This is a genomic window from Shewanella sp. 1311 (genome assembly GCF_059338235.1).
The window spans coordinates 1,902,399-1,922,092 of the sequence record NZ_CM181686.1; the positions used below are offsets into that span (position 1 = coordinate 1,902,399).

Here is a 19,694-nt window from a genome sequence, read left to right on the forward strand (position 1 = left end):
AGGATCACATGGCGCTTTATCTACCGATAAAACGCCATGTGATTGTTACGTCAATTAATAATCGGTTTTACGACCTTCATAGTTGGCGCACATTTGCTGCGCCAGCGCCTCGTCGTAAGGACGTAAACCACTCATGACTAAAGTTTTAATACCTGTACCGACAAGAGTATCGCCACTGTGTAATTCAAAGTGCAATGTCACATCGCCACGTTTACCGTCGATTTTTAAATCTTGGCCAACGAGTGATAAGGTCACTTGCACAAAATCGAGGGTGGTTAAGTCAAACGACATGCTTTCGTAAATCACTAAAGGTCGGTCTGGGTTGATCATCACTTGATGTTGTTTCATCAAAGGGATAAGGATATCGATAAAATTATGTCCAGAGAAGGCAACATATTGACGAATAAAGGATTCGGTCTGCGCATCGCAACAACTTACATCGCCTTGGCGACTCACATTAAGATAGGTTTTTTCGCGGCTATCGCGAATCGAAAAACTCTCGCTCACTTGTTCTGGGAATTGCAGTTCGACGCTATCGCCCACCATACCCGCAAAGCTAAATTTCATGTTCTGACTCAGGCCATATTGAGTCAATACTAAGGCAAACAGTAAATCTCCCGGCACGCAAAAGCGTTTTGCGCCCACATCGTGTATGGGATTAAAGTCCTGCGCAATTTTCTTCGCGAAGTCGCTGGCTTGTTGTGCGGATACGGAAATAGCTTGATTTTGCTTGGAAAAATAAGGCGCTAGAAACATATAAACTCTATTTGTAATAACTCAATACAGGGATGGATAACAAAATTATCACGAGTCTACCTTAAATTAGGTATTTAACTCACCCGATGACTTGATCCCACGGAAGACGTACAAAGTAACACCATGACCACATTTGTAAAGCCAAACACATTACAAGGGTATTAACTTAGGTTAACAGGCTAACGTCTTCCATTGGATAAGGAACAAATAGTTAGACTTGTTTAAATTCTCGCTTCAATTGAAAACTATCGTCAGTAACCAGTTGTTCTAGCACTTCGACACGCTGACGCAAGGTAGCTAACTCGGTCCGCAAGGCTTGATTTTCGGCCTCTTGCTCACGGCTCGACACACCTTGCTTGTCGCGGATTTTCATAATCGCGACCACATATCCGCCAACAATGGCGAGTATCGGGATAAGTAAAGCGAGGGCTCCAGTATTCATAGTCATTTCCTTTATCGATTGGCGCTATTGTTATCAGGCTAAAAAATCAGGCTTATTTCGACTCTAGACATTAATCAAAGTCAGAGTATGGGAATGAGTATGCGCAAAATAACCCTAATCCACCAGTGACAAAAGTCATGAGGTTTGGCTAAGGTGCATCATTCCTTATCGAAGCTATCCACAACAATGGCGCCCATAGAGGCTGGCATAGTGATGACGATAATCCGTTTTATCGAGGTCAGCGGATCTTCAAAAAAAGGCACTTTATCGAGGCACAGCAGGACGAGGAAAACCACCAGCGCGGTGAGCAAATACGCCACCACGATGCGGAAAATAAACACAGGGACTCGGGCACTAATATTTTGCTGGAACACACTGTGATAAGTAAAAACCCCTAGAAATAACAACGATAAACTAAAGAGCATGGCGAGATTGAGCACAGGCAAGGTTTCGCCGAGATGCCAAGCTTCCTCTGAAAATGCCACGGGCACCGCCAGCGCAAATGCCCCCACGCAAACTTGGCTCGCATCTTCGGTATTAAAACTAAAGGTCATGCTCATCGCTCCTTAATATTCCAATCCATTTGATTAGCCGAAAATGACGTGCGGCTAAGACGCGCTACATTGGGGCTTATTCCTGCGGTTTAAGTGCGATACAGCACTTTAACCACATGCCAGCCAAACTTCGTTTTAACTATGTGCGGCACTAATAACTCGCCCGAAAATGCGACTTTATCAAACTGGGGCACCATTTGGCCTTTTTTAAACTCGCCTAAATCACCGCCTTTTTTGGCCGAAGGGCAAGAGGAAAAACGCTTGGCGAGTACCGCAAAATTAGCGCCATTATTCAGTTGCTTAACAATATCCTCAGCCTGCTCTTTGTGTTTCACTAAAATATGCACGGCGGCAGCGGTTTTAAACATGTTATTTCTCACTTTGGGTTAACGACCTAGGCTAAGGGAAGATGGCGTCACGCGTGTACGCTCGATAACGCCATTTCCATTCGCATAGGTTCTACTACTTAAGATTTTATATTCCACACACAACGTCTTTGGCCAATTCTCGAGCCTATTGGCCGAGAATTTTCTGCCACCATTGCAAAGGCTCGCCGCAATTATTCACCGGACGATAAGTCGCGGTTAATGCCGGAAGCGCATCAACATTGCTGCAATCCGATTCTTTGGCCACTCCGGTATCTCGGTCAAAAAAGCCCTTCACGACGCCATTCACTGGGATAGAGCGCAGACTAATAGGTGGACGTTCCTTTAAGAAGGCAAGATACACGGCCATGGCGCCGCTGCTGCCATACAAGCTGGTTTTGCCGTTATCATCACGCCCCACCCAAATGGCAGCGACGTTACGCTCATCAAAGCCCGCAAACCAAGAGTCGCGGCTATCGTTACTTGTGCCTGTTTTACCCGCCAGCCCAACGCCGGGGAAGGCATTGCCTAACCGCGTCGCTGTGCCCGTATTCACCACTTGCTGCATAGCGTACTGGATCAAAAAGTCAGTATCGGGTGAGATGGCTTGCTCTTTAGGTAATCGCGTCACAGGTAATGGATTTTTATCAGCATCCAACACAGCCGTCACTGTGGTTAATTTACGGTAAACCCCGCTATCGGCTAAGGTTTGGTACACCTGCGCCACCATTAATGGTGAACCATTGACGGCGCCAAGTAACATAGAAGGATATTCGTTTAACGGCTCCTGCCAGCCCGACTTAGCCAAAGTTGTCGCGACGGCATCCACGCCCACCGCAATCCCAAGATTTACTGTCGGGACGTTCATCGACTTTTTCAGCGCCGTTAACAAAGGCACTTGGCCGCTGAACTTCTTATCGAAGTTTTGCGGTGACCATGTCTTACCTTGCTCACTCTTTAAGGTAATAGGCTGATCTTTAAGGGGAGTCGCTAAGGTAAATTGGCTATTGGGTGCCAGTGCCGTAGCGTACACAAAGGGCTTAATTAACGAGCCAATCGGACGACGAATTTCAACCGCACGGTTAAAGCCATCAAATCCTGGGGTTTTATCGCCGACCATCGCCGCGATACCGCCCGTGTATTTATCGGTCACCACCATGCCTACCTGCAATGACTTGTTGCTCTTATCTAAGCTCTTAAGGGTTTGAGTCACCGCAATTTCGGCGGCTTCTTGGGCCATAGGATCGAGCGTGGTATAGATTTTTACCCCAGATTGCTTCAGTAACGCATCGCCATAACGCTCGTTCACTTCCTGTTTTACCAGGGCGAAGAAGGAAGGTAATTTCTGGTGTGCGGGTTTATTCAGATTACGGATCGCCAGAGGTGACTCTACCGCCGCCTTGTACTCGGCCGTGGTTAAATCGCCGGCATCCATGAGTAAACGCAATACCAGATCGCGACGCTCTTGAATGCGATCCGGATATCGCCATGGATTGTAGTAAGACGGTCCCTTAATCGCAGCCACTAAAAATGCCTGCTGGGCGATAGTCAACTCACTGATAGGACGGCCGAAATAGAAACGCGATGCCAAACCCATACCATGAACGGCGCGGGATTTATCCTGCCCCATATACACTTCGTTAAGATAGGCTTCGAGTATTTCGTCCTTGCTGTAACGAAAATCGATAATCACTGCCATCAAGGCTTCGCGCACCTTACGCAGCAATGAACGCTCACTGGATAGGAAAAAGTTTTTCGCTAACTGCTGGGTTAATGTTGAGCCACCTTGCACTGTGCGACCGGCGCTAATGTTTACAAACGCGGCGCGCGCAATGGCGAAGGGATTCACCCCATGATGTTCGTAAAAGCTACGGTCTTCCACCAGCAGTAACGCCTGCACAATCGACTTAGGCATTTCTTCGGTCGGCACAAACAACCTGTCTTCACCGTCGCCAGCAATAATGCGATCGAGCAACACAGGCTCAAGATGGAATACGGCAAGCTGGCGTTTGTCCGACACTCGGGAGACTGAACTGACGCCATTGCTGTCGAAGCTGATCATGACTCTTTGTTCGACTTGATCGCCTTCAGGATGCAAGAACGGTCGACGCCACAATTCGATACGAGTGCTTGATGCCGAAAATTCTCCCACTTGGCGTGGATTCGCGACCTTGCGATAGCCGAGCAACTTAAGCTCAGCCATCATTTGCGGATGACTGACCGCCGCGCCGGGATACAGCGCCATAGAACGGCTAAACACCTGCGCGGGCAAGTGCCATTTTTGGCCTTCAAATTTTTGCGCAATAATTTGATCGAGATAAATGCTGTAGAACGTCACTACAGCTAATCCGGCTAAGGCTAATTTCCAAGTGATTGACCACATTCGTCGAAATAAACCGCGGCCATTGTTGGCCCTACGGGAAGCGGGTGTTTTTTTTGTCGTCTTAGTCGTCATATCTACTTCATCATTCATGCATTTAAAGACATCAGCCACAGGCACAACAGTGAGCGAGGTGCGAATCAAGGCGTGCTATCACGCGATTTAAAAACCAGCGCCACTGCGCTATGGCTGAGCTAAACCCAAGGTTTTCTTCTTGGTAAATTTTGTCGGTAGTGTATTCACAGGATCGTCCGGCCACAGATGTTTTGGGTATCGGCCGCGCATTTCCTTTTTCACTTCAACATAAGGTCCCTGCCAGAAACTGGCTAAATCCGCCGTCAAAGCCAATGGACGTTGAGCGGGAGAAAGTAATTCCATCGTCACCTTTAGCTTGCCCTGCGCCAGCATAGGGCTTTGTGCCATGCCAAAGGTTTCTTGCAGACGCACCCGCAGCAGCGCACGCCCAGACTCATCGTATACGATTGGCGCAGAGGTACCGGTGACTAACGGCCAAGAGGTTGGCAATAATTCGTCCAGTCGCTGTTTCTGCTGCCAGCTCAAACAGTTTGCCACAAAACCAAAGCAATCGAGCTTAACTAATTGCGGCAGATTATTAACATTTTCGAGGTAAGGCGCCAGCCAAGTTTCTAGGCTCGCTAATAACGCCCCATCATCGACCTTGGGCCAGTCGCTGCCCGCGTCGAACTCTGTCACAAGTTTAAGCCTGTATTGAAACTGCTCTAAGTTAGCGTTCCAATTGAGAATTTGTAATCCTTGCTGGCGAATATAAGCCAGTAAGGCCGCGACAATTTGCTTGCGTTCGGGCTTAGCAATCGTCTCGGTTTTCACTAAAATTTGTCCGACCTTGTATTGGCGCTCGGCAATGACTCGGCCTTTGCCTTCATCCCAGCCACAGATCTCGTGGATTTCCAGCAAGTCTTTTAGCTCGCTATCGAATAAGCTCGGCTGAAACGGACTCGCCAAGTAAATCCGCCCAGCATTTCGGCCTTCGGTTTCTTGGAAATCCGCCACCACCATCCAAGGCGTTTGCGACAAGGCATCTTCGGCTGCCAGCACGACGCCAGTGCCATTGGCTAATTGATAGCCCTCAACACCGCGAGCTTTGGCGATACGGTCCGGATACGCCAACGCCAGTAATAATCCCACATCACTGTGGTGAGCATGGGTCGCGACCTTCGCTAAGTCGGCAGTTAAACCGAGCTTTTTCTGCCACTGTTTCGCCTGCTGTCCCGCTTGCCCCTGACAGGCAAAGTGCAGGTAATTCATGATATCGGCGCCCTTTTTAGGCAAACCGCGCGCCTCTACAATCCCCGACAGCAAACAGGCCAAACTGCCCAATTGCCCAGTTTGCTCATTAACATTGTTTACGCCTAAGCTTTTCACACTTAAGCTTTTCGCGCCCAATAGCATATGGGCAAGCCTGGGGTGACACCCCAGCTCATAGGCCGCTTTACCGTGGGAAGTGAGTTTATTGTCACCATCGACCATGCCTAAGCGCTGCAGTAATTGCCACGCCAGCGCCTCATTAACACTCGGTGGCGGCGTTAACAACATCAAGTCGCTGAAGGATTTTGCGCCCCAGTAAGCACAATCGTGGGCCATAGCCACCAGATCCGCTTGGCTGATCTCGGGTTCATCGGCTCTGAGCATACGGCCATGTTCTTCTTGGCTCCACAAACGCACGCACACGCCCGCAGATAAACGTCCGGCGCGGCCACTGCGCTGAGTTGCCGAAGCTTGGCTAATGCGTTTCAAACCTAAGCGGGTGACGCCGGTTTTAGGGTTAAAACTGGCCTGACGTTTATAGCCGCTGTCGATGACAAAACCTATACCTTCAATGGTTAAGCTCGATTCCGCCACGTTAGTCGCTAGCACGATTTTGCGCCTGCCATCTGTGGTTGCCGCAATCGCGCTATCTTGCTCAGCACCCGAAAGCTCACCATAAAGGGGGCAAATCAGAAAGGCATCTTGGGCTAAGCGCTCACGCAGAAACTGCTGCAGTCGTGAGATTTCGCCTTTTCCCGGTAAGAAGACGAGCACGGCGTTATTGCTAGCCGTTTTATCAACGTTGGCACTACTGGCAGAGACCAGATCAAGTACGCAGCGGCCAAGATGATCGATCCAATGCTGCTGCGTCGGCACAGGGCGATATTCAACCTCAACGGGAAAACTGCGGCCTTCACTGTGCAAGGTCACGGCCTCTGGCATCAGTTCGCCTAATGCAAGGCCAGATAAGGTTGCCGACATGGCCAATATCTTTAAATCGTCCCGCAGTGAGGCTTGCACTTCGAGCGCTAAGGCAAGGCCTAAATCGGTAGTGAGGTGGCGTTCATGGATCTCATCGAAGATGATCATTCCAATCCCAGTTAATTCGGGATCTTGCTGGATCATCCGCGTGAGTATGCCTTCGGTGACAATCTCTAAGCGGGTATTGGCGCTGACTTTAGCTTCACCGCGCACGCGATAGCCCACTTCTTGCCCCACCTTTTGCTGGCGACAATGGGCAATATAGTGCGCCACACTGCGCGCAGCGACACGCCGCGGTTCGAGCATTAAAATGCGTCCGCTGATTTCTGGCCAATCCAACATAGCCAAAGGTAATGCGGTAGATTTACCCGCACCTGTCGGTGCCTCGAGGATCACTTGAGCGTGACGAGAAAAAGCCGCACGCAGCGGTGCTAATAAGCTATGAATAGGTAGAGAGTTCAAGAAAAAGACATCAGCGGCCAACACAGGCCGTCAGTGTACTAACAATCGACGGTGAGTACCATTTCACTGCAACATAATCCGGCTCGGCAGTTAAGTGTACCAAACACTAGAGCTGTGGATAGGCGGCAAAGGTCTCACGTTTTTCGAGCCAAGGTCGGCTGAGCCCTGACGTTAGCTCAGCTAACCGTATCGGTTTATTGATGGCGTAACCTTGGGCATAGTCGACGCCTAAGGCTTGCAGTTTTCGGCCAATATCTTGGGATTCGACAAATTCAGCAACCACATCAAAGCCCATATCTTGGCCGAGTTGGCAAATCGATTTAACGATCGCTTGATCCGCACTGTCTTCGCAGATGTTCACCACAAACTGACCATCCACCTTCACAAAGTCCACATTGAGGCGCTTAAGGTAGGCGAAGCTAGAAAAGCCCGCCCCAAAGTCATCGAGGGCTAACTTGCAATTGAGCGGGCGCAGTATATCGAGTAACTTTGTCGCTTGATCGAGCTGACTCACGGCCGCGGTTTCAGTGATCTCTATGCAAAGCTTGTCCACCAGCTCAGGTTCGGCCATCAAACGCATTTCTAGCCAGTTCATAAACTCAAAGTCACCCAAAGAAGTCGCCGACAAATTCACCGACACGAGATCCAATTGCTGCCAGATATCTAAATGGCAACCGCCCCACTTGAGCAAGTTATCGATCACCCACAAGTCGACCTTAGAAGCTAAGTTATATCGCTCGGCGGCGGGCAAGAAGATGGCTGGAGACACAATAGTGCCGTTGGCCTGCACCATGCGCAGTAAGATCTCTAAATGCAGACCAGACTCCTCACGGTTTAATGGCACTATGCTTTGAAAATAAAGCTCAAATTGGTTTAACGCCAGTGCGCCGACTATGTCCACCGACGCCATCATCTCAGTATAGAGACGGTTCATTTTAGGATCGCTCGCACTGTATAAATGCCAGCCATTGCGGCCTTGATCCTTCGCCAAGCGACAAGCAGCATCGGCCTGACTCATCACGGTATAAATGTCGGCGGCTTTTTTATCGAGTTTAGCAATCCCCATGCTGACACTGACATTGTGACTGCGACCTTCCCAAATAAATTCATGATTCGCCAATTGGGTACAGATACGTTTAGCTATTTGTTTTGCCGAGTCCACATTGCAGTAATGCATCAAGATACCAAACTCATCACCCCCTAAACGGGCGACGATATCGCCCTTACGCACGAGCTGTTTTAAGCGTAATGCCACTTGGCAAAGCAGCTTATCGCCCGCCTGATGGCCACTGATATTGTTGATGACTTGGAATTGGTCGAGATCGAGAAACGCCACACAAATAGGCATATCGTCGTGGGCGTGCAGCACGTTTTCTAATAAGGCTTCGAAATGCAACCGATTGGGCAATCCTGTGAGCGCATCATAATTGGCATGGAACGACAGCTCATCGGCTAGGCGATACTTCTCGCTGACATCTTCGGCAATCATGACTAAGGTATCTTTATCGCCACTGATCTGGCTAAAACTGAGTTTCAACCAAGCCAACTGATGGATAGATTTTAACGGTAATTCACACCAAGCCTGACCAAGCACACCTTCACGTACCACATGCAAGGTATCAGTTAACATAGCATGTTCTTCCTCACGCACCATGTCGAATAAATCATAACCATGTTGGATTGGCAGCGTTTGCAGAGCGACTTTATTGAGCATAGTCAATTGATTATATTTATCTAATAAGGCGCAGGCTAAGGGTAACTGATTGAAGACTTCACAGTATTTATGCTCACTGGCGAGCATGCTCAGGGCGATACGCGTCAGTTCCATCGCCGAGCCAATCATCACAGCGGCGTGGTTAAACTCACTTATAAACTCTTCGCTCCATTCGCAACACTCGGAGCAATTCACCGCGCCCAGCGCGATACGCGTTTCGCCAAATACCACAGGTGGCAATACCAATAGACTCTTCACATCCCAGTCCCTTAATAGGGCTCGCTCGGCCTGCGCATCGGCGGGCAAGGTATTCACATCGGGCAGATTTAATAGTCGCGGGGTGCGGACAAGGGAGCGAAAGAATGGCATGCGTGCCAAGGGCCAGACTCGGGTTTGTTGGCCTTTGGCAAATTGGGGTTTTAGATACAAATTACGCGTGCGTAAACGATCCAGAGACTGGCTGCCAGTTAATACAAATACCCCGTCACAATGCAGCTGCAATGTGATGGTCTCAAGTGCTCGGTCAACATTTTGCTCTAAGGTTTCTAGCGGAGACTCACTAAAAATACTTACCAAAGCCTGTTGGAGTGGATTTGCTAAACCTACTAACATGAAAAGTGACTTCCTTACCTAAAAATCCATTTAAGGTATTATCGACGTATATTGAGTATAGGCTCACAGTAAATTAAACGTCTGCTTGAGTCGCAAATTAGCCGATAAATTCAACAACTAGATTAACGCTCAAAGACGCTAAACGTCAAAGTGTTCCCAGAGATAATCCGTGTTGAACGCCACAAAGGACGATAATCAGATGCAACAAAGGCTATTTCTCGGCTTCGCGCCTACCGCAGCACAAATGACAAGGCTGAGTGATTTACAACAGCGACTGATTTGCCACCTTAATCCTGAGGCGAAAGCGGTTAGCGTCCGTAATATGCATTTAACGCTCTGCTTTTTAGGGCAAGTGGACGACGAGCAACGCATCGCCCTCCTTGATGCAATTGACCGCTTAGCTAAGCCTAGATTCAGCGTTCAGCTTAACCAGCTCTACTTATGGCCCAATGCCCAAGTCTGTTGCTTGAAAGGCGATGACGTTGAGCCGCCGTTAGCGCAATTAGCTAAGCAGACGCAAGCAATCGCAGGCTGCCTGCAATTACATAGCAGTGAACACCACTTTTGCCCGCACATCAGTTTATTCAGGAAGGCAAAACAATGGATGCTAGATGAGTCGGCGTTATTGCAACTCAAGGACATGAATACGCTAACGTTAACGCCCGAACATTTGCATTTATATCATTCGAACAGCACAAGCACGGGTGTGGAATATCACATCCTACATTCTTGGACGCTCGGTTAGCGTGAGTTAAAAACAAAAAAGCCCGAGTATTAACTCAGGCTTTCCAATTTATCATTATATGCATCAACTAAAGCGCGAATAAACCAATAGGGCTTACTTTAAGGGCTCCAATAACCAATGCCTTATTCGAGTAAGCGTAAGGTTTCGCGATACGCACGCTTTTGTTCGTAGGTTTGTAAGCGCTGCATAAACTCATCTGTCTTGGTCATTTCGGCACTCATCTTTAACGCTTCTATCGCTTTTTGCTGCGTCGAAATTGCCGCACCAAAATCGCCGACTTCGGCATAAGCCGCCGCCAGATTATCTAAATTGGTCGGATCGTTTTCATTCACTTTGAGTAACTTTAAGGATAACTCGACCGCTTTATTGCCATCGCGATACTCAGCTTCTGGGCAAGTCGCTAAAATCCACGCCACATTACCTAAGGCAACATCATCACCCACTTGGGAAAATTGCTCGACCGCTTTACCACAATTACGTTGCACACCATCGCCGCCAGAGGCATAAATAAAGCCCAAACGGAATTGTGCCCAACGACTACCCTGCTCACTCAAGGCTCGATACCAATGCTCGGCCACGGATAAGTCACGCTTGATCAATTGGCCTTCAAAAGACAGGTCGGCTAAGGTTTGCTGGGCTTTTTCATGTTGCTGCTCGGCGGCAAGTGAAATCCAGTGCAAACCAGAGGGCACTTCTTGCGCCACAAAACGGCCAGAAAGATACATTAATCCCAGCAAAAATTGGGCATCGGCGTCGCCTTGCTCTGCCGTCACCTGTATGTGCACAAACTTACTGGCTGCGAGCTCGGCAGCAGGCTGCGGGATAGAAAATGCGTGCGCCGCAGAGCTCAACCCAATGGTTAAGCTTAAACCTGCACCTAAAACCCATAATCTGTATTTCACTTGCTTACCTCTCTTAAAAGCGACTGCCCACAAAGTTAGCCAGAATTAACCCCATAAGTCGAGCCTAAATACACACAAACCTCAGGATAATGGGGGAAGTTGAAGCAAATAAACGCCGAATTTAAAAAGTGAAACATCTTATACTGTCATTTAGGGGCCTGTTTTATCCATAATCTATAATAAAACGGCTTAATTAGACTGGTAAGATGTGATTAACTCGACAGAGTTAAGTGAATCCAGCGAGTTTCACGTCGATTTAGTTGACTTAAATCACTAAAGTAGCAAAATAAGCTCTAATTTTAGATGGTTAATTGCATTTATTCACTTATTCTAAAGTAAGACTTCCATCAAGTTTTTGTTAGTTTAATTGACGTAAAATGCTTATTTAGAATACTCTTACTTTCGTTTTAATCAATCGAGGAACACCAACATGGCTCTGATTGGTAAGCCAAAACCTGATCCAACTTTGGAATGGTTTTTATCACACTGTCACATTCATAAGTACCCTGCAAAGAGCACTCTTATTCATGCTGGTGAAGATTCAGATACTCTTTATTACATAGTAAAAGGTTCTGTAGCGGTATTGATTAAAGATGAAGAAGGTAAGGAGATGATCCTTTCTTATCTGAATCAAGGTGACTTTATCGGTGAACTAGGTTTGTTTGAAGAACAAGCCGAACGTACTGCATGGGTTCGTGCTAAGCAAGCTTGTGAAATCGCTGAGATTTCATACAAAAAATTCAGACAGTTAATTCAAGTTAACCCTGAAATTCTGATGAAGCTGTCTGCACAAATGGCCTATCGCCTGCAAAGCACCAGCCAGAAAGTGGGTAACCTCGCATTCTTAGACGTGGCAGGCCGCATTGCCCAAACGCTGTTACATCTGGCGAAACAGCCTGATGCTATGACGCATCCTGATGGCATGCAGATTAAGATAACTCGTCAAGAGATCGGCCAAATCGTTGGCTGTTCACGGGAAACTGTGGGTCGTATCTTGAAGATGTTAGAAGAACAGAATTTAATCCAAGCTCATGGTAAGACAATCGTGGTATACGGTACCCGTTAAGTTAGTCTTCAGCTTGATTTAAGCCTGCCTTATTAAAGTGGCCTAGAATAAATTCTAGGCCATTTTTTATTGGAGAGCTCAAATGAAACGGCTGTTTTTAATCTGTTTTTTCAGCCTGTTCACGCTGGCGCATCCAATGAAATTGAATGCCGAACCTATTGAATTAGAACACTATCAAGCCAAGGCACTCGTCAACTCTGGGCAAATACTATCCTTAAACGGTACACTCTCCATAGTTAATCAGTTTTGCCAAGGTGAACTAATTGATGCTCATCTCTATCAAGAAGATCATAAATGGCGCTATGATTTGCAAATCAAAGTTCAGCGTGGCCAAATCGTCAATCTCAGTATTGATGCAACCAATGGTCAAGCCGATCACTCAATAGCATTACCGAGCGAATGTCGAAAACATGAAACTGTTACTCGTTGAAGATAACCCAATGCTAGTCACCGAGCTGGAGAAACAACTCAAACTCGCTGGCTATGTGACCGATATTACAGACAAAGCGCTTGAAGCCGATTATCTGATCAAAGAAACCCAATATGATTGCGTGATCTTAGATATCGGCTTGCCCGATGGCAACGGCCTCGAACTGCTCGAAGGCTGGCGTAATCAAGGGATCAGCACTCCTGTCATCATGCTGACCGCACGCAGCCAATGGCATGAAAAAGTCGAAGGCTTTAATGCCGGCGCCGACGATTACTTAGGCAAACCTTTCCACGCACAGGAATTATTGGCGCGTATTCAAGCCCTTATCCACCGTGCCCATGGCCGTTTAAACACCTCTAGCAAGCAATTGAGCTATGGCGGCGTGATCTTAGACGAAGCCGAGCAAACGGTGAAAGTGGCAGACCAATTGTTTGAGCTAACGGCGATGGAATTCAGACTGTTAAAAATCTTCCTGATGTCGCCTAAGAAGCTGTTATCTAAGACACAACTTACCGATAAGCTGTATCAGTTTGACGATGAAAAAGAAAGTAATGTGGTCGAGGTATATGTAACCCACTTACGCAAGAAATTAGGCAAAACCGCTATCGAAACCCGCCGCGGCCAAGGTTATATCTTCCACGGCATTATTGAATGATCTCAATCCGCACTAAGCTCAGTTTATGGTTAACGGGCTTACTGGTAATAGGCACAGTCATTGGGCTCATCTTGTTTGAGTCCATGCTGCGTCAGGCCTTCCATGACTCTATTATCAATCGCTTAGAAGAAGATCTCGAACATATTATGTTGGCAACCCATATCCACGATGGGGACATCAGCATAGATCAAAGCCAGCTTTCCAGTTTCTACAAGCCCGCCTATTCAGGCCGCTATTTCCAGCTTAACCTGCCCAATGAAGTCATTCGCTCCCGCTCCCTGTGGGATATGCAGTTAGATATCGAGCCACTCGCGCCAAATCAAACCCGTGTCTGGCAAGCTAAAGGCCCCAAAAATAACGATATGCAACTGTTATCACTGGGGCTAAATTCCAGTAGCGCCAATGTCAGCGCCACCTTAACTGTCGCCCAAGATTTGAGTATCGGCAGACGCGTGTTTAGCGAAGTCTATGGCACTAAGCTGGGGATCAATCTGGCGATGTTGGTGGCGATGATCGCAGGGATCTTCCTGATCCTACGCCAATCCTTTAAGCCAGTTAAGCATATTCAGCACGCGCTTTCGCGGCTAAGAGAAGGCGAAATTAACGCGCTTGAGCTGAATAACATCCCCCCCGAAGTGCAGCCACTCGCTAAGACTTACAACGAGTTACTCGAGTACACCGCCAAGCAAATTGAGCGTAGCCGCAATAACTTAGGCAACTTAAGCCATGGGCTTAAAACCCCGCTGGCTGTGATGCAGCAACAGGTCGAAGCCCTTGGCCTTAAAGATCCCGAAACCGCCATTGCCTTGCAGCAACAACTGGATTCTATCCACAAGATGGTCGAGCGCAAACTGGCGGCGGCAAGGATTACAGGCGATATGCTTCCCGCGGCGCAGTTAGTGATCCCAAGGGATTTACACAGCCTAGCCAACACCTTAAACAAGGTTCACCGCAATAAAACCATCGAATGTGCTTTCGAACTCGACCCTAATATTCTCAGGCTGCCGATCCACAGGGAAGATGGCATGGAGCTTTTAGGCAATCTGCTGGACAACGCCTTTAAATGGGCCCAGAGCCGAGTCAGCATTCAGCTATCACGCCAACAGGAGCGTCTCTGCCTTTGTATCGATGATGATGGTCCTGGGGTTGCCGATGATGAACTCGATAAGCTCACCCAAAGAGGCACGCGATTAGATGAGTCTGTCATGGGGCACGGCTTAGGCTTGTCTATAGTGAAGGAAATTGCCGAGCAATATGAGATTGAGCTTAAGTTTAGCCACAGCACTCGCTTAGGTGGACTGAGAATCGAACTGACCTTCAGTTAGTCTCGCTGAAGCAGCTAATTGTAAATGCCCTGTTCAAATGCACTCTTTAATATTTCCTCTTTAAAATACGCATAAAAAAACGCCATCGAATTGATGGCGTTTTTTATGCTTAATGTCTGATGACGTTAGGCTTTATTCACGTTAAGCCTTATTCACGTTCGTACTTTCAAAAATCTTGTCGGCAGACGCTGCCACAAAACCGGTATACAGCTCACCATTGGCCATAGGATAACGCAGCGCAAACTCATAGAAACAACTTGGGATTTCCACTGTCGCATCGGTGAATTCAACGCCAATCTTATCGGCCATAGTCGACGATTGCTCTAACAAGACTTCTGGCGAACCTTTGATCTCACCGCCTGAACCATTAAGCACAAAGCCCGCATGCTTCAGTGCATCATTCACTGACTCTAAGGTTTCAAAACCATCGAGGTGATTGATAGACACAGTGAAATGGTTCGCGCGATAACCAAAAGCCGCGACCCAAGCCGCATATTCGCTCTCAGTTAATAAATCCTGATAGGTTTTAGAATCTAAAGACCAATGGCGACCTGAGTAAATAAAGTTGTCCGCCGTTGTCGCAGCAACATCCACTTGAGCGATTAAGCCTTGAATGGTGTCTTGCAGAGCTGGGCTAAATTCTTCAACTAATAGCTCAGAGATAAACACTTTAGGCTGAGTCGAGTCTGGATGTTCAAAATGCTTAGCGATCAGTTTTTTCTGCTCGAACTTATAATCACCGCAAGCGACATAACCTAACGAAGTAAAATGCTTAGCAAGCACGTCCAAATTCACCTTAGCGATATTGAAAGTACGCAGGGCAATATGATCGTTGATGATCGGCTTACCATGGCCCAGCAGCGCATGCACTTTTGCCGCCGAAGGGGTCATTTGAATATAGTCTTGCCACAGGGCGGCAAATAACGCGTTGATGTCGGTATGCATAAAAACTCCTTTTATTGTGCTGCGGTTATTGCTGTTATTTTGCCGCGAACACTAAATGTAACGACCTAAATGCCACTGTTGCAGCGTCACACATACCCACAGTAGAAGCTCAAGTTACGTTACTGCTTGTTATTAAAAAGGAAGAACATTCGTCCTTCCTCCTCTTTACCACGTACTCTTTACCAGATAAAAGTTAAATCTCTACCCGCTTACAAGCTCAAACCTGGGCTTAATGTCGCAGGTAAGCTCACCGCATCAGCCTCGACCGAAGCGACGGGATAAGCACAGTAATCGGCGGCATAGAAAGCGCTCGCTCTGTGATTACCCGATGCACCTACGCCACCAAAAGGTGCCGCGCCCGATGCGCCAGTGATTTGTTTGTTCCAGTTAACAATCCCAGCACGAATACGCGCGAGGAAATAGTCATAATCTTCACGGCTATCGGCCAGTAAACCCGCAGATAAACCATAACGCGTTTGGTTAGCCAGTTTAATCGCTTGATCGAAATCGCTATAACGCACTAGCTGTAGCAGAGGGCCGAAGTATTCTTCATCCGGTAAGACATCGATAGCCGTCACATCGATAAGGCCTGGAGAGACCAAACCTGTACCCGCTTCTAAATGGGTTAACTCGACTAACGATACGCCGCCTAAGTTCTGCAGATTCGTCTGCGCCGCAACCATACCTTTGGCGGCAGTTTCAGAAATCATTGAGCCCATAAAAGGTTGTGGCTGCGCGTTCCAAGGGCCAACTTTAATCTGTTTGACCGCAGCGGCTAACATGGCAATCAAGGCATCGCCCTGCTCGCCTTGCTCTACATATAGACGGCGCGCACAAGTACAACGTTGGCCAGATGAGATATAAGCCGACTGCAAAATATCGTGCACGGCAGCTTTGATATCCTGCACACCTTTAATGATCAGTGGGTTATTGCCACCCATCTCAAGTGCTAAAATCTTGCCCGGATGACCGGCATATTGTTGATGTAAAAAATGACCTGTGCGTGAGCTGCCAGTAAAGAACAGACCATCGAGCTGCGGGTGAGAAGCCAGTGCTTTACCCGTATCCACTTCACCTTGGACTAAGTTGAGCACGCCAGCAGGCAGACCCGCTTTATCCCATAGGCTAACCATCAGCTCAGCAACTTTAGGCGTCAATTCAGAAGGTTTAAAAATGACCGTATTCCCCGCCAGCAGCGCAGGCACTATGTGACCGTTCGGCAAATGACCGGGGAAGTTGTAAGGACCGAACACCGCCACAACACCGTGGGGCTTATGGCGGATAACCGCGCGTCCCGCTGGCGTATCGTTGGCTTCAGTGCCCGTACGTTTATTGTAAGCCGCGGCTGATAGCGCAATTTTGCCTATCATAGCGCCGACTTCGGTCGCCGTTTCCCACTGAGGTTTACCCGTTTCTTGGGCAATCGTTTCAGCCAATTCCGCTTTGTTGGCTTCAAGTTGGCTGCGATACGCTTCGACTATGGCTAAGCGTGCATCGAAACCTAACATAAACCAATCAAACTGCGCGGCGCGCGCGGCATCAACGGCGGCGTTAACTTGTTCTGCTGTAGCAGTTTTACCTGTCCAAATAGTTTGAGCATTGGCTGGGTTAATTGAGGCCACGTCATGACCTTTGCCAGCATGCCACTGACCTTGAATATAATGTGTCATTGGTTATTCCTACATTGCCAAAATACGGATTTGATCGCCTTTTGCGAGTAACAAACCCGCTGCCAGCTCTGGGCTGATAATGATGTGTTCGGATTTGTCGTCCACGGCCAGTGCGGCAGACGTCGCTCGATAATTGGCTAATTGAGTATTTGAGATAATAAATTGAGTGTCGGCTTCGACCATGTCACCAATATCAACGGTTAATAAACGGCTTTCACGCACGCCGCGAATGTCCGATAAACGACACTCAACCGTTGGACCACCATCAAAAATATCCACGTAACCGCGGCATCTAAAACCTTCGGCCTGCAGCAGACTTAATGCGGGACGAGTATTGGTATGCACTTCGCCAATCACTTTCTGCGCTTCTTCCGGCAATAGACAAACGTATACCGGATTTCGTGGCATCATTTCGGCCATAAATGCCTTTTTGCCCAAACCAGAAAGATAATCAGCCTGAATAAAATCAATGCCTAAAAAGTGTTTTTGCAGCCAGCCATAGAAAGGTGAATGACCATCGGCATCGCTCACACCGCGCATTTCGGCAATTACAGTTTCGCCAAAACGCTTTGCATGTTGCGCTAAAAACAGAAAGCGACTGCGGGATAACATGCGGCCATTGTTGCCCTTGCGATACGCTTCACGCAAAAACAAGGTGCACATTTCGGCGGCGCCAGTGTAATCATGGCAAAGGGTGAGGGTTTCGACCTCGTTACGCACGTCAATTTGTTCGGAATGATAGACTTCAGTACCGAGTCGATAATGGTAGAAAGCATCTTCCATTCCCACGGCCGCTTCGATAGCGCACGTCCCCACCACTTCACGGGTGTCGGTATCTTCCAGCACCATCAGATAACCTTCATCGAAGGGCGCATCGACGGTTTTGACGAATGAGGCTTCTGCTCGCGCAATTTTATGTCTGAGCAAATCGGCATTCACGGGTAATGACGTAAAACCATGACCAGACTCTTCGGCAATTTGATATAAGGCTTCAAAATCGCCAGCCTGAATAGGACGTATGATTAACATCTTAGTGTCTCCTCACTTTGGCTTGCCGTGCATCAAGGCGCCTCTCTTCAAAAAGACAGGTAATGATGCACGTAAGTATTCCCTGACAAAAAAGGAGTGCGAATAAATTCAGCACTCCTTTGGTCATTTAGGCGGCAGCAATGCTCGCCACAGCACGTTCAAAACGAGCTAGACCTTCAGCAATATCTGCCTCAGGGATCACCAGAGAAGGAGCAAAACGTACCACGTTAGCACCCGCCATCAGGCTCATTAAGCCTTCAGCGACAGAGGCCACCAAGAAGTCGCGTGAACGGCCTTGGTATTGTTCATTAAGAACTGCCCCTAACAGCAAACCTTTACCGCGTACTTCTGAAAATACATGATATTTTTCATTGATTTTATTCAAACCATCGCGCAATAACTGCTCGCGATGTTTAACGCCGTCTAACACTTCAGGGGTGTTCACTACGTCTAACACAGCATTACCGATAGCGCAGGCTAATGGGTTACCGCCATAGGTAGAACCGTGAGTGCCCACTTTTAGATGTTCAGCAATCTCAGCCGTTGTCAGCATAGCTGCGATAGGGAAACCACCGCCGAGTGCTTTAGCTGTGGTTAAAATGTCTGGCACGATTTCAGTACCCATGTAAGCGTACAGTTCGCCAGTACGACCCACACCTGTTTGCACTTCATCAAAAATCACTAGCGCATTGTGCTTGTTAGCCAGTTCACGCACAGCTTTTAGGAATGCAGGATCGGCATCGATAATACCGCCCTCGCCCTGCAGCGGCTCAAGCATGATGGCACAGGTTCTGTCCGTTACTGCAGCTTCTAATGCAGCAACATCGTTAAATGGCAGGTGAGTAATGCTCTGCGGCTTAGGACCAAAACCATCGGAATAGGCAGCTTGTCCACCGACGCTCACGGTGAAGAAGGTACGGCCGTGGAAGGCTTTATCAAATGCTATGATTTCGTCTTTTTCAACGCCGTGTTTTTCTAAGGCGTAACGACGGGCAAGTTTCAATGCGGCTTCGTTGGCTTCGGCACCAGAGTTGGCAAAATACACTTTGTCGGCAAACGTGCTGTTGACTAATTTAGTCGCTAATTCTAAGGCAGGCTCGTTCGTCATTACGTTTGACAGATGCCATAATTTTTCGCCTTGGGTTTTAAGGGCATTCACAAGGGCAGGATGACAGTGACCTAAGCAATTTACCGCAATACCGCCAGCAAAATCGATAAACTCGTTACCCTCTTGGTCCCAAACTCGGCTTCCTTCGCCACGAACAGGGATCACAGCAGCAGGCGCATAATTAGGCACCATAACTGCGTCAAACTGGGCACGGTCTAACTTCATATCAACGCTCATTCTTCTTCGTCCTTTGTGTTTGTTTAACG

The 19,694-nt window shown here is 47.9% G+C and carries 17 protein-coding genes; 5 read left to right on the forward strand and 12 right to left on the reverse strand.

Going from position 1 to position 19,694, the window contains the following annotated elements:
- Positions 1–54: 54 nt before the first annotated feature.
- The 7 genes from AC5YB3_RS08600 to AC5YB3_RS08630 all read right to left on the reverse strand — a co-directional run bounded on the left by AC5YB3_RS08600 (position 55) and on the right by AC5YB3_RS08630 (position 9,553).
- The gene (locus AC5YB3_RS08600) at positions 55–756 is read right to left on the reverse strand and encodes a DUF3581 domain-containing protein (protein ID WP_311999471.1); all 702 of its coding nucleotides are present in this window, start codon (positions 754–756) and stop codon (positions 55–57) included.
- Between the two features lie 211 nt (positions 757–967).
- Positions 968–1,198, reverse strand: coding sequence for a hypothetical protein (locus tag AC5YB3_RS08605; protein ID WP_432371663.1), 231 nt, complete (start codon positions 1,196–1,198; stop codon positions 968–970).
- Positions 1,199–1,356: 158 nt separating this feature from the next.
- Positions 1,357–1,752 (reverse strand): DUF2391 family protein, encoded by a 396-nt coding sequence (locus AC5YB3_RS08610; RefSeq protein WP_006080091.1) that lies wholly within the window; start codon positions 1,750–1,752, stop codon positions 1,357–1,359.
- 89 nt (positions 1,753–1,841) lie between these two features.
- A complete protein-coding gene (locus tag AC5YB3_RS08615; RefSeq protein ID WP_006084190.1) occupies positions 1,842–2,120 on the reverse strand; it encodes a peptidylprolyl isomerase in 279 nt (92 codons plus the stop codon).
- 145 nt (positions 2,121–2,265) lie between these two features.
- Positions 2,266–4,590, reverse strand: a complete 2,325-nt coding sequence (gene mrcB / locus AC5YB3_RS08620; protein ID WP_494526952.1) for a penicillin-binding protein 1B — start codon at positions 4,588–4,590, stop codon at positions 2,266–2,268.
- Positions 4,591–4,680: 90 nt separating this feature from the next.
- On the reverse strand, positions 4,681–7,251 hold the full coding sequence (hrpB, locus tag AC5YB3_RS08625; protein ID WP_494526953.1) for an ATP-dependent helicase HrpB: 2,571 nt from the start codon (positions 7,249–7,251) through the stop codon (positions 4,681–4,683).
- A gap of 82 nt (positions 7,252–7,333) precedes the next feature.
- Positions 7,334–9,553, reverse strand: coding sequence for a putative bifunctional diguanylate cyclase/phosphodiesterase (locus tag AC5YB3_RS08630; RefSeq protein WP_494526954.1), 2,220 nt, complete (start codon positions 9,551–9,553; stop codon positions 7,334–7,336).
- A 199-nt stretch (positions 9,554–9,752) separates the two neighbouring features.
- On the opposite strand from AC5YB3_RS08630, the gene thpR reads away from it, so the two are divergent.
- Positions 9,753–10,298: an RNA 2',3'-cyclic phosphodiesterase gene (thpR, locus tag AC5YB3_RS08635; protein WP_494526955.1), complete on the forward strand. Its 546-nt coding sequence runs from the start codon at positions 9,753–9,755 to the stop codon at positions 10,296–10,298.
- Positions 10,299–10,420: 122 nt separating this feature from the next.
- Here the strand turns inward: thpR and AC5YB3_RS08640 are convergent, their stop codons facing one another.
- Positions 10,421–11,200, reverse strand: coding sequence for a tetratricopeptide repeat protein (locus tag AC5YB3_RS08640; RefSeq protein ID WP_011845736.1), 780 nt, complete (start codon positions 11,198–11,200; stop codon positions 10,421–10,423).
- Between the two features lie 430 nt (positions 11,201–11,630).
- Between AC5YB3_RS08640 and crp the strand changes: the two genes are divergently transcribed.
- From crp to AC5YB3_RS08660, 4 genes are all read left to right on the forward strand, one after another.
- Positions 11,631–12,266 (forward strand): cAMP-activated global transcriptional regulator CRP, encoded by a 636-nt coding sequence (gene crp / locus AC5YB3_RS08645; protein ID WP_006080082.1) that lies wholly within the window; start codon positions 11,631–11,633, stop codon positions 12,264–12,266.
- 82 nt (positions 12,267–12,348) lie between these two features.
- On the forward strand, positions 12,349–12,696 hold the full coding sequence (locus tag AC5YB3_RS08650; protein WP_106651672.1) for a PepSY domain-containing protein: 348 nt from the start codon (positions 12,349–12,351) through the stop codon (positions 12,694–12,696).
- The gene (locus AC5YB3_RS08655; RefSeq protein WP_006080080.1) at positions 12,677–13,351 is read left to right on the forward strand and encodes a response regulator transcription factor; all 675 of its coding nucleotides are present in this window, start codon (positions 12,677–12,679) and stop codon (positions 13,349–13,351) included. The genes AC5YB3_RS08650 and AC5YB3_RS08655 overlap by 20 nt, the downstream gene beginning before the upstream one ends.
- On the forward strand, positions 13,348–14,676 hold the full coding sequence (locus AC5YB3_RS08660) for an ATP-binding protein (protein ID WP_259511089.1): 1,329 nt from the start codon (positions 13,348–13,350) through the stop codon (positions 14,674–14,676). Before AC5YB3_RS08655 ends, AC5YB3_RS08660 begins: the two co-directional genes overlap by 4 nt.
- 141 nt (positions 14,677–14,817) lie before the next feature.
- On the opposite strand, the gene AC5YB3_RS08665 is transcribed toward AC5YB3_RS08660, so the two are convergent.
- The 4 genes from AC5YB3_RS08665 to AC5YB3_RS08680 all read right to left on the reverse strand — a co-directional run bounded on the left by AC5YB3_RS08665 (position 14,818) and on the right by AC5YB3_RS08680 (position 19,665).
- Positions 14,818–15,621 (reverse strand): DUF1338 domain-containing protein, encoded by an 804-nt coding sequence (locus AC5YB3_RS08665; RefSeq protein WP_432405711.1) that lies wholly within the window; start codon positions 15,619–15,621, stop codon positions 14,818–14,820.
- 209 nt (positions 15,622–15,830) lie between these two features.
- Positions 15,831–17,291, reverse strand: coding sequence for a succinylglutamate-semialdehyde dehydrogenase (gene astD, locus AC5YB3_RS08670; RefSeq protein ID WP_006080076.1), 1,461 nt, complete (start codon positions 17,289–17,291; stop codon positions 15,831–15,833).
- A 9-nt stretch (positions 17,292–17,300) separates the two neighbouring features.
- Positions 17,301–18,320 (reverse strand): arginine N-succinyltransferase, encoded by a 1,020-nt coding sequence (astA, locus tag AC5YB3_RS08675; RefSeq protein WP_012197665.1) that lies wholly within the window; start codon positions 18,318–18,320, stop codon positions 17,301–17,303.
- Between the two features lie 127 nt (positions 18,321–18,447).
- Positions 18,448–19,665: an aspartate aminotransferase family protein gene (locus AC5YB3_RS08680; RefSeq protein ID WP_006080073.1), complete on the reverse strand. Its 1,218-nt coding sequence runs from the start codon at positions 19,663–19,665 to the stop codon at positions 18,448–18,450.
- Positions 19,666–19,694 lie beyond the last annotated feature (29 nt).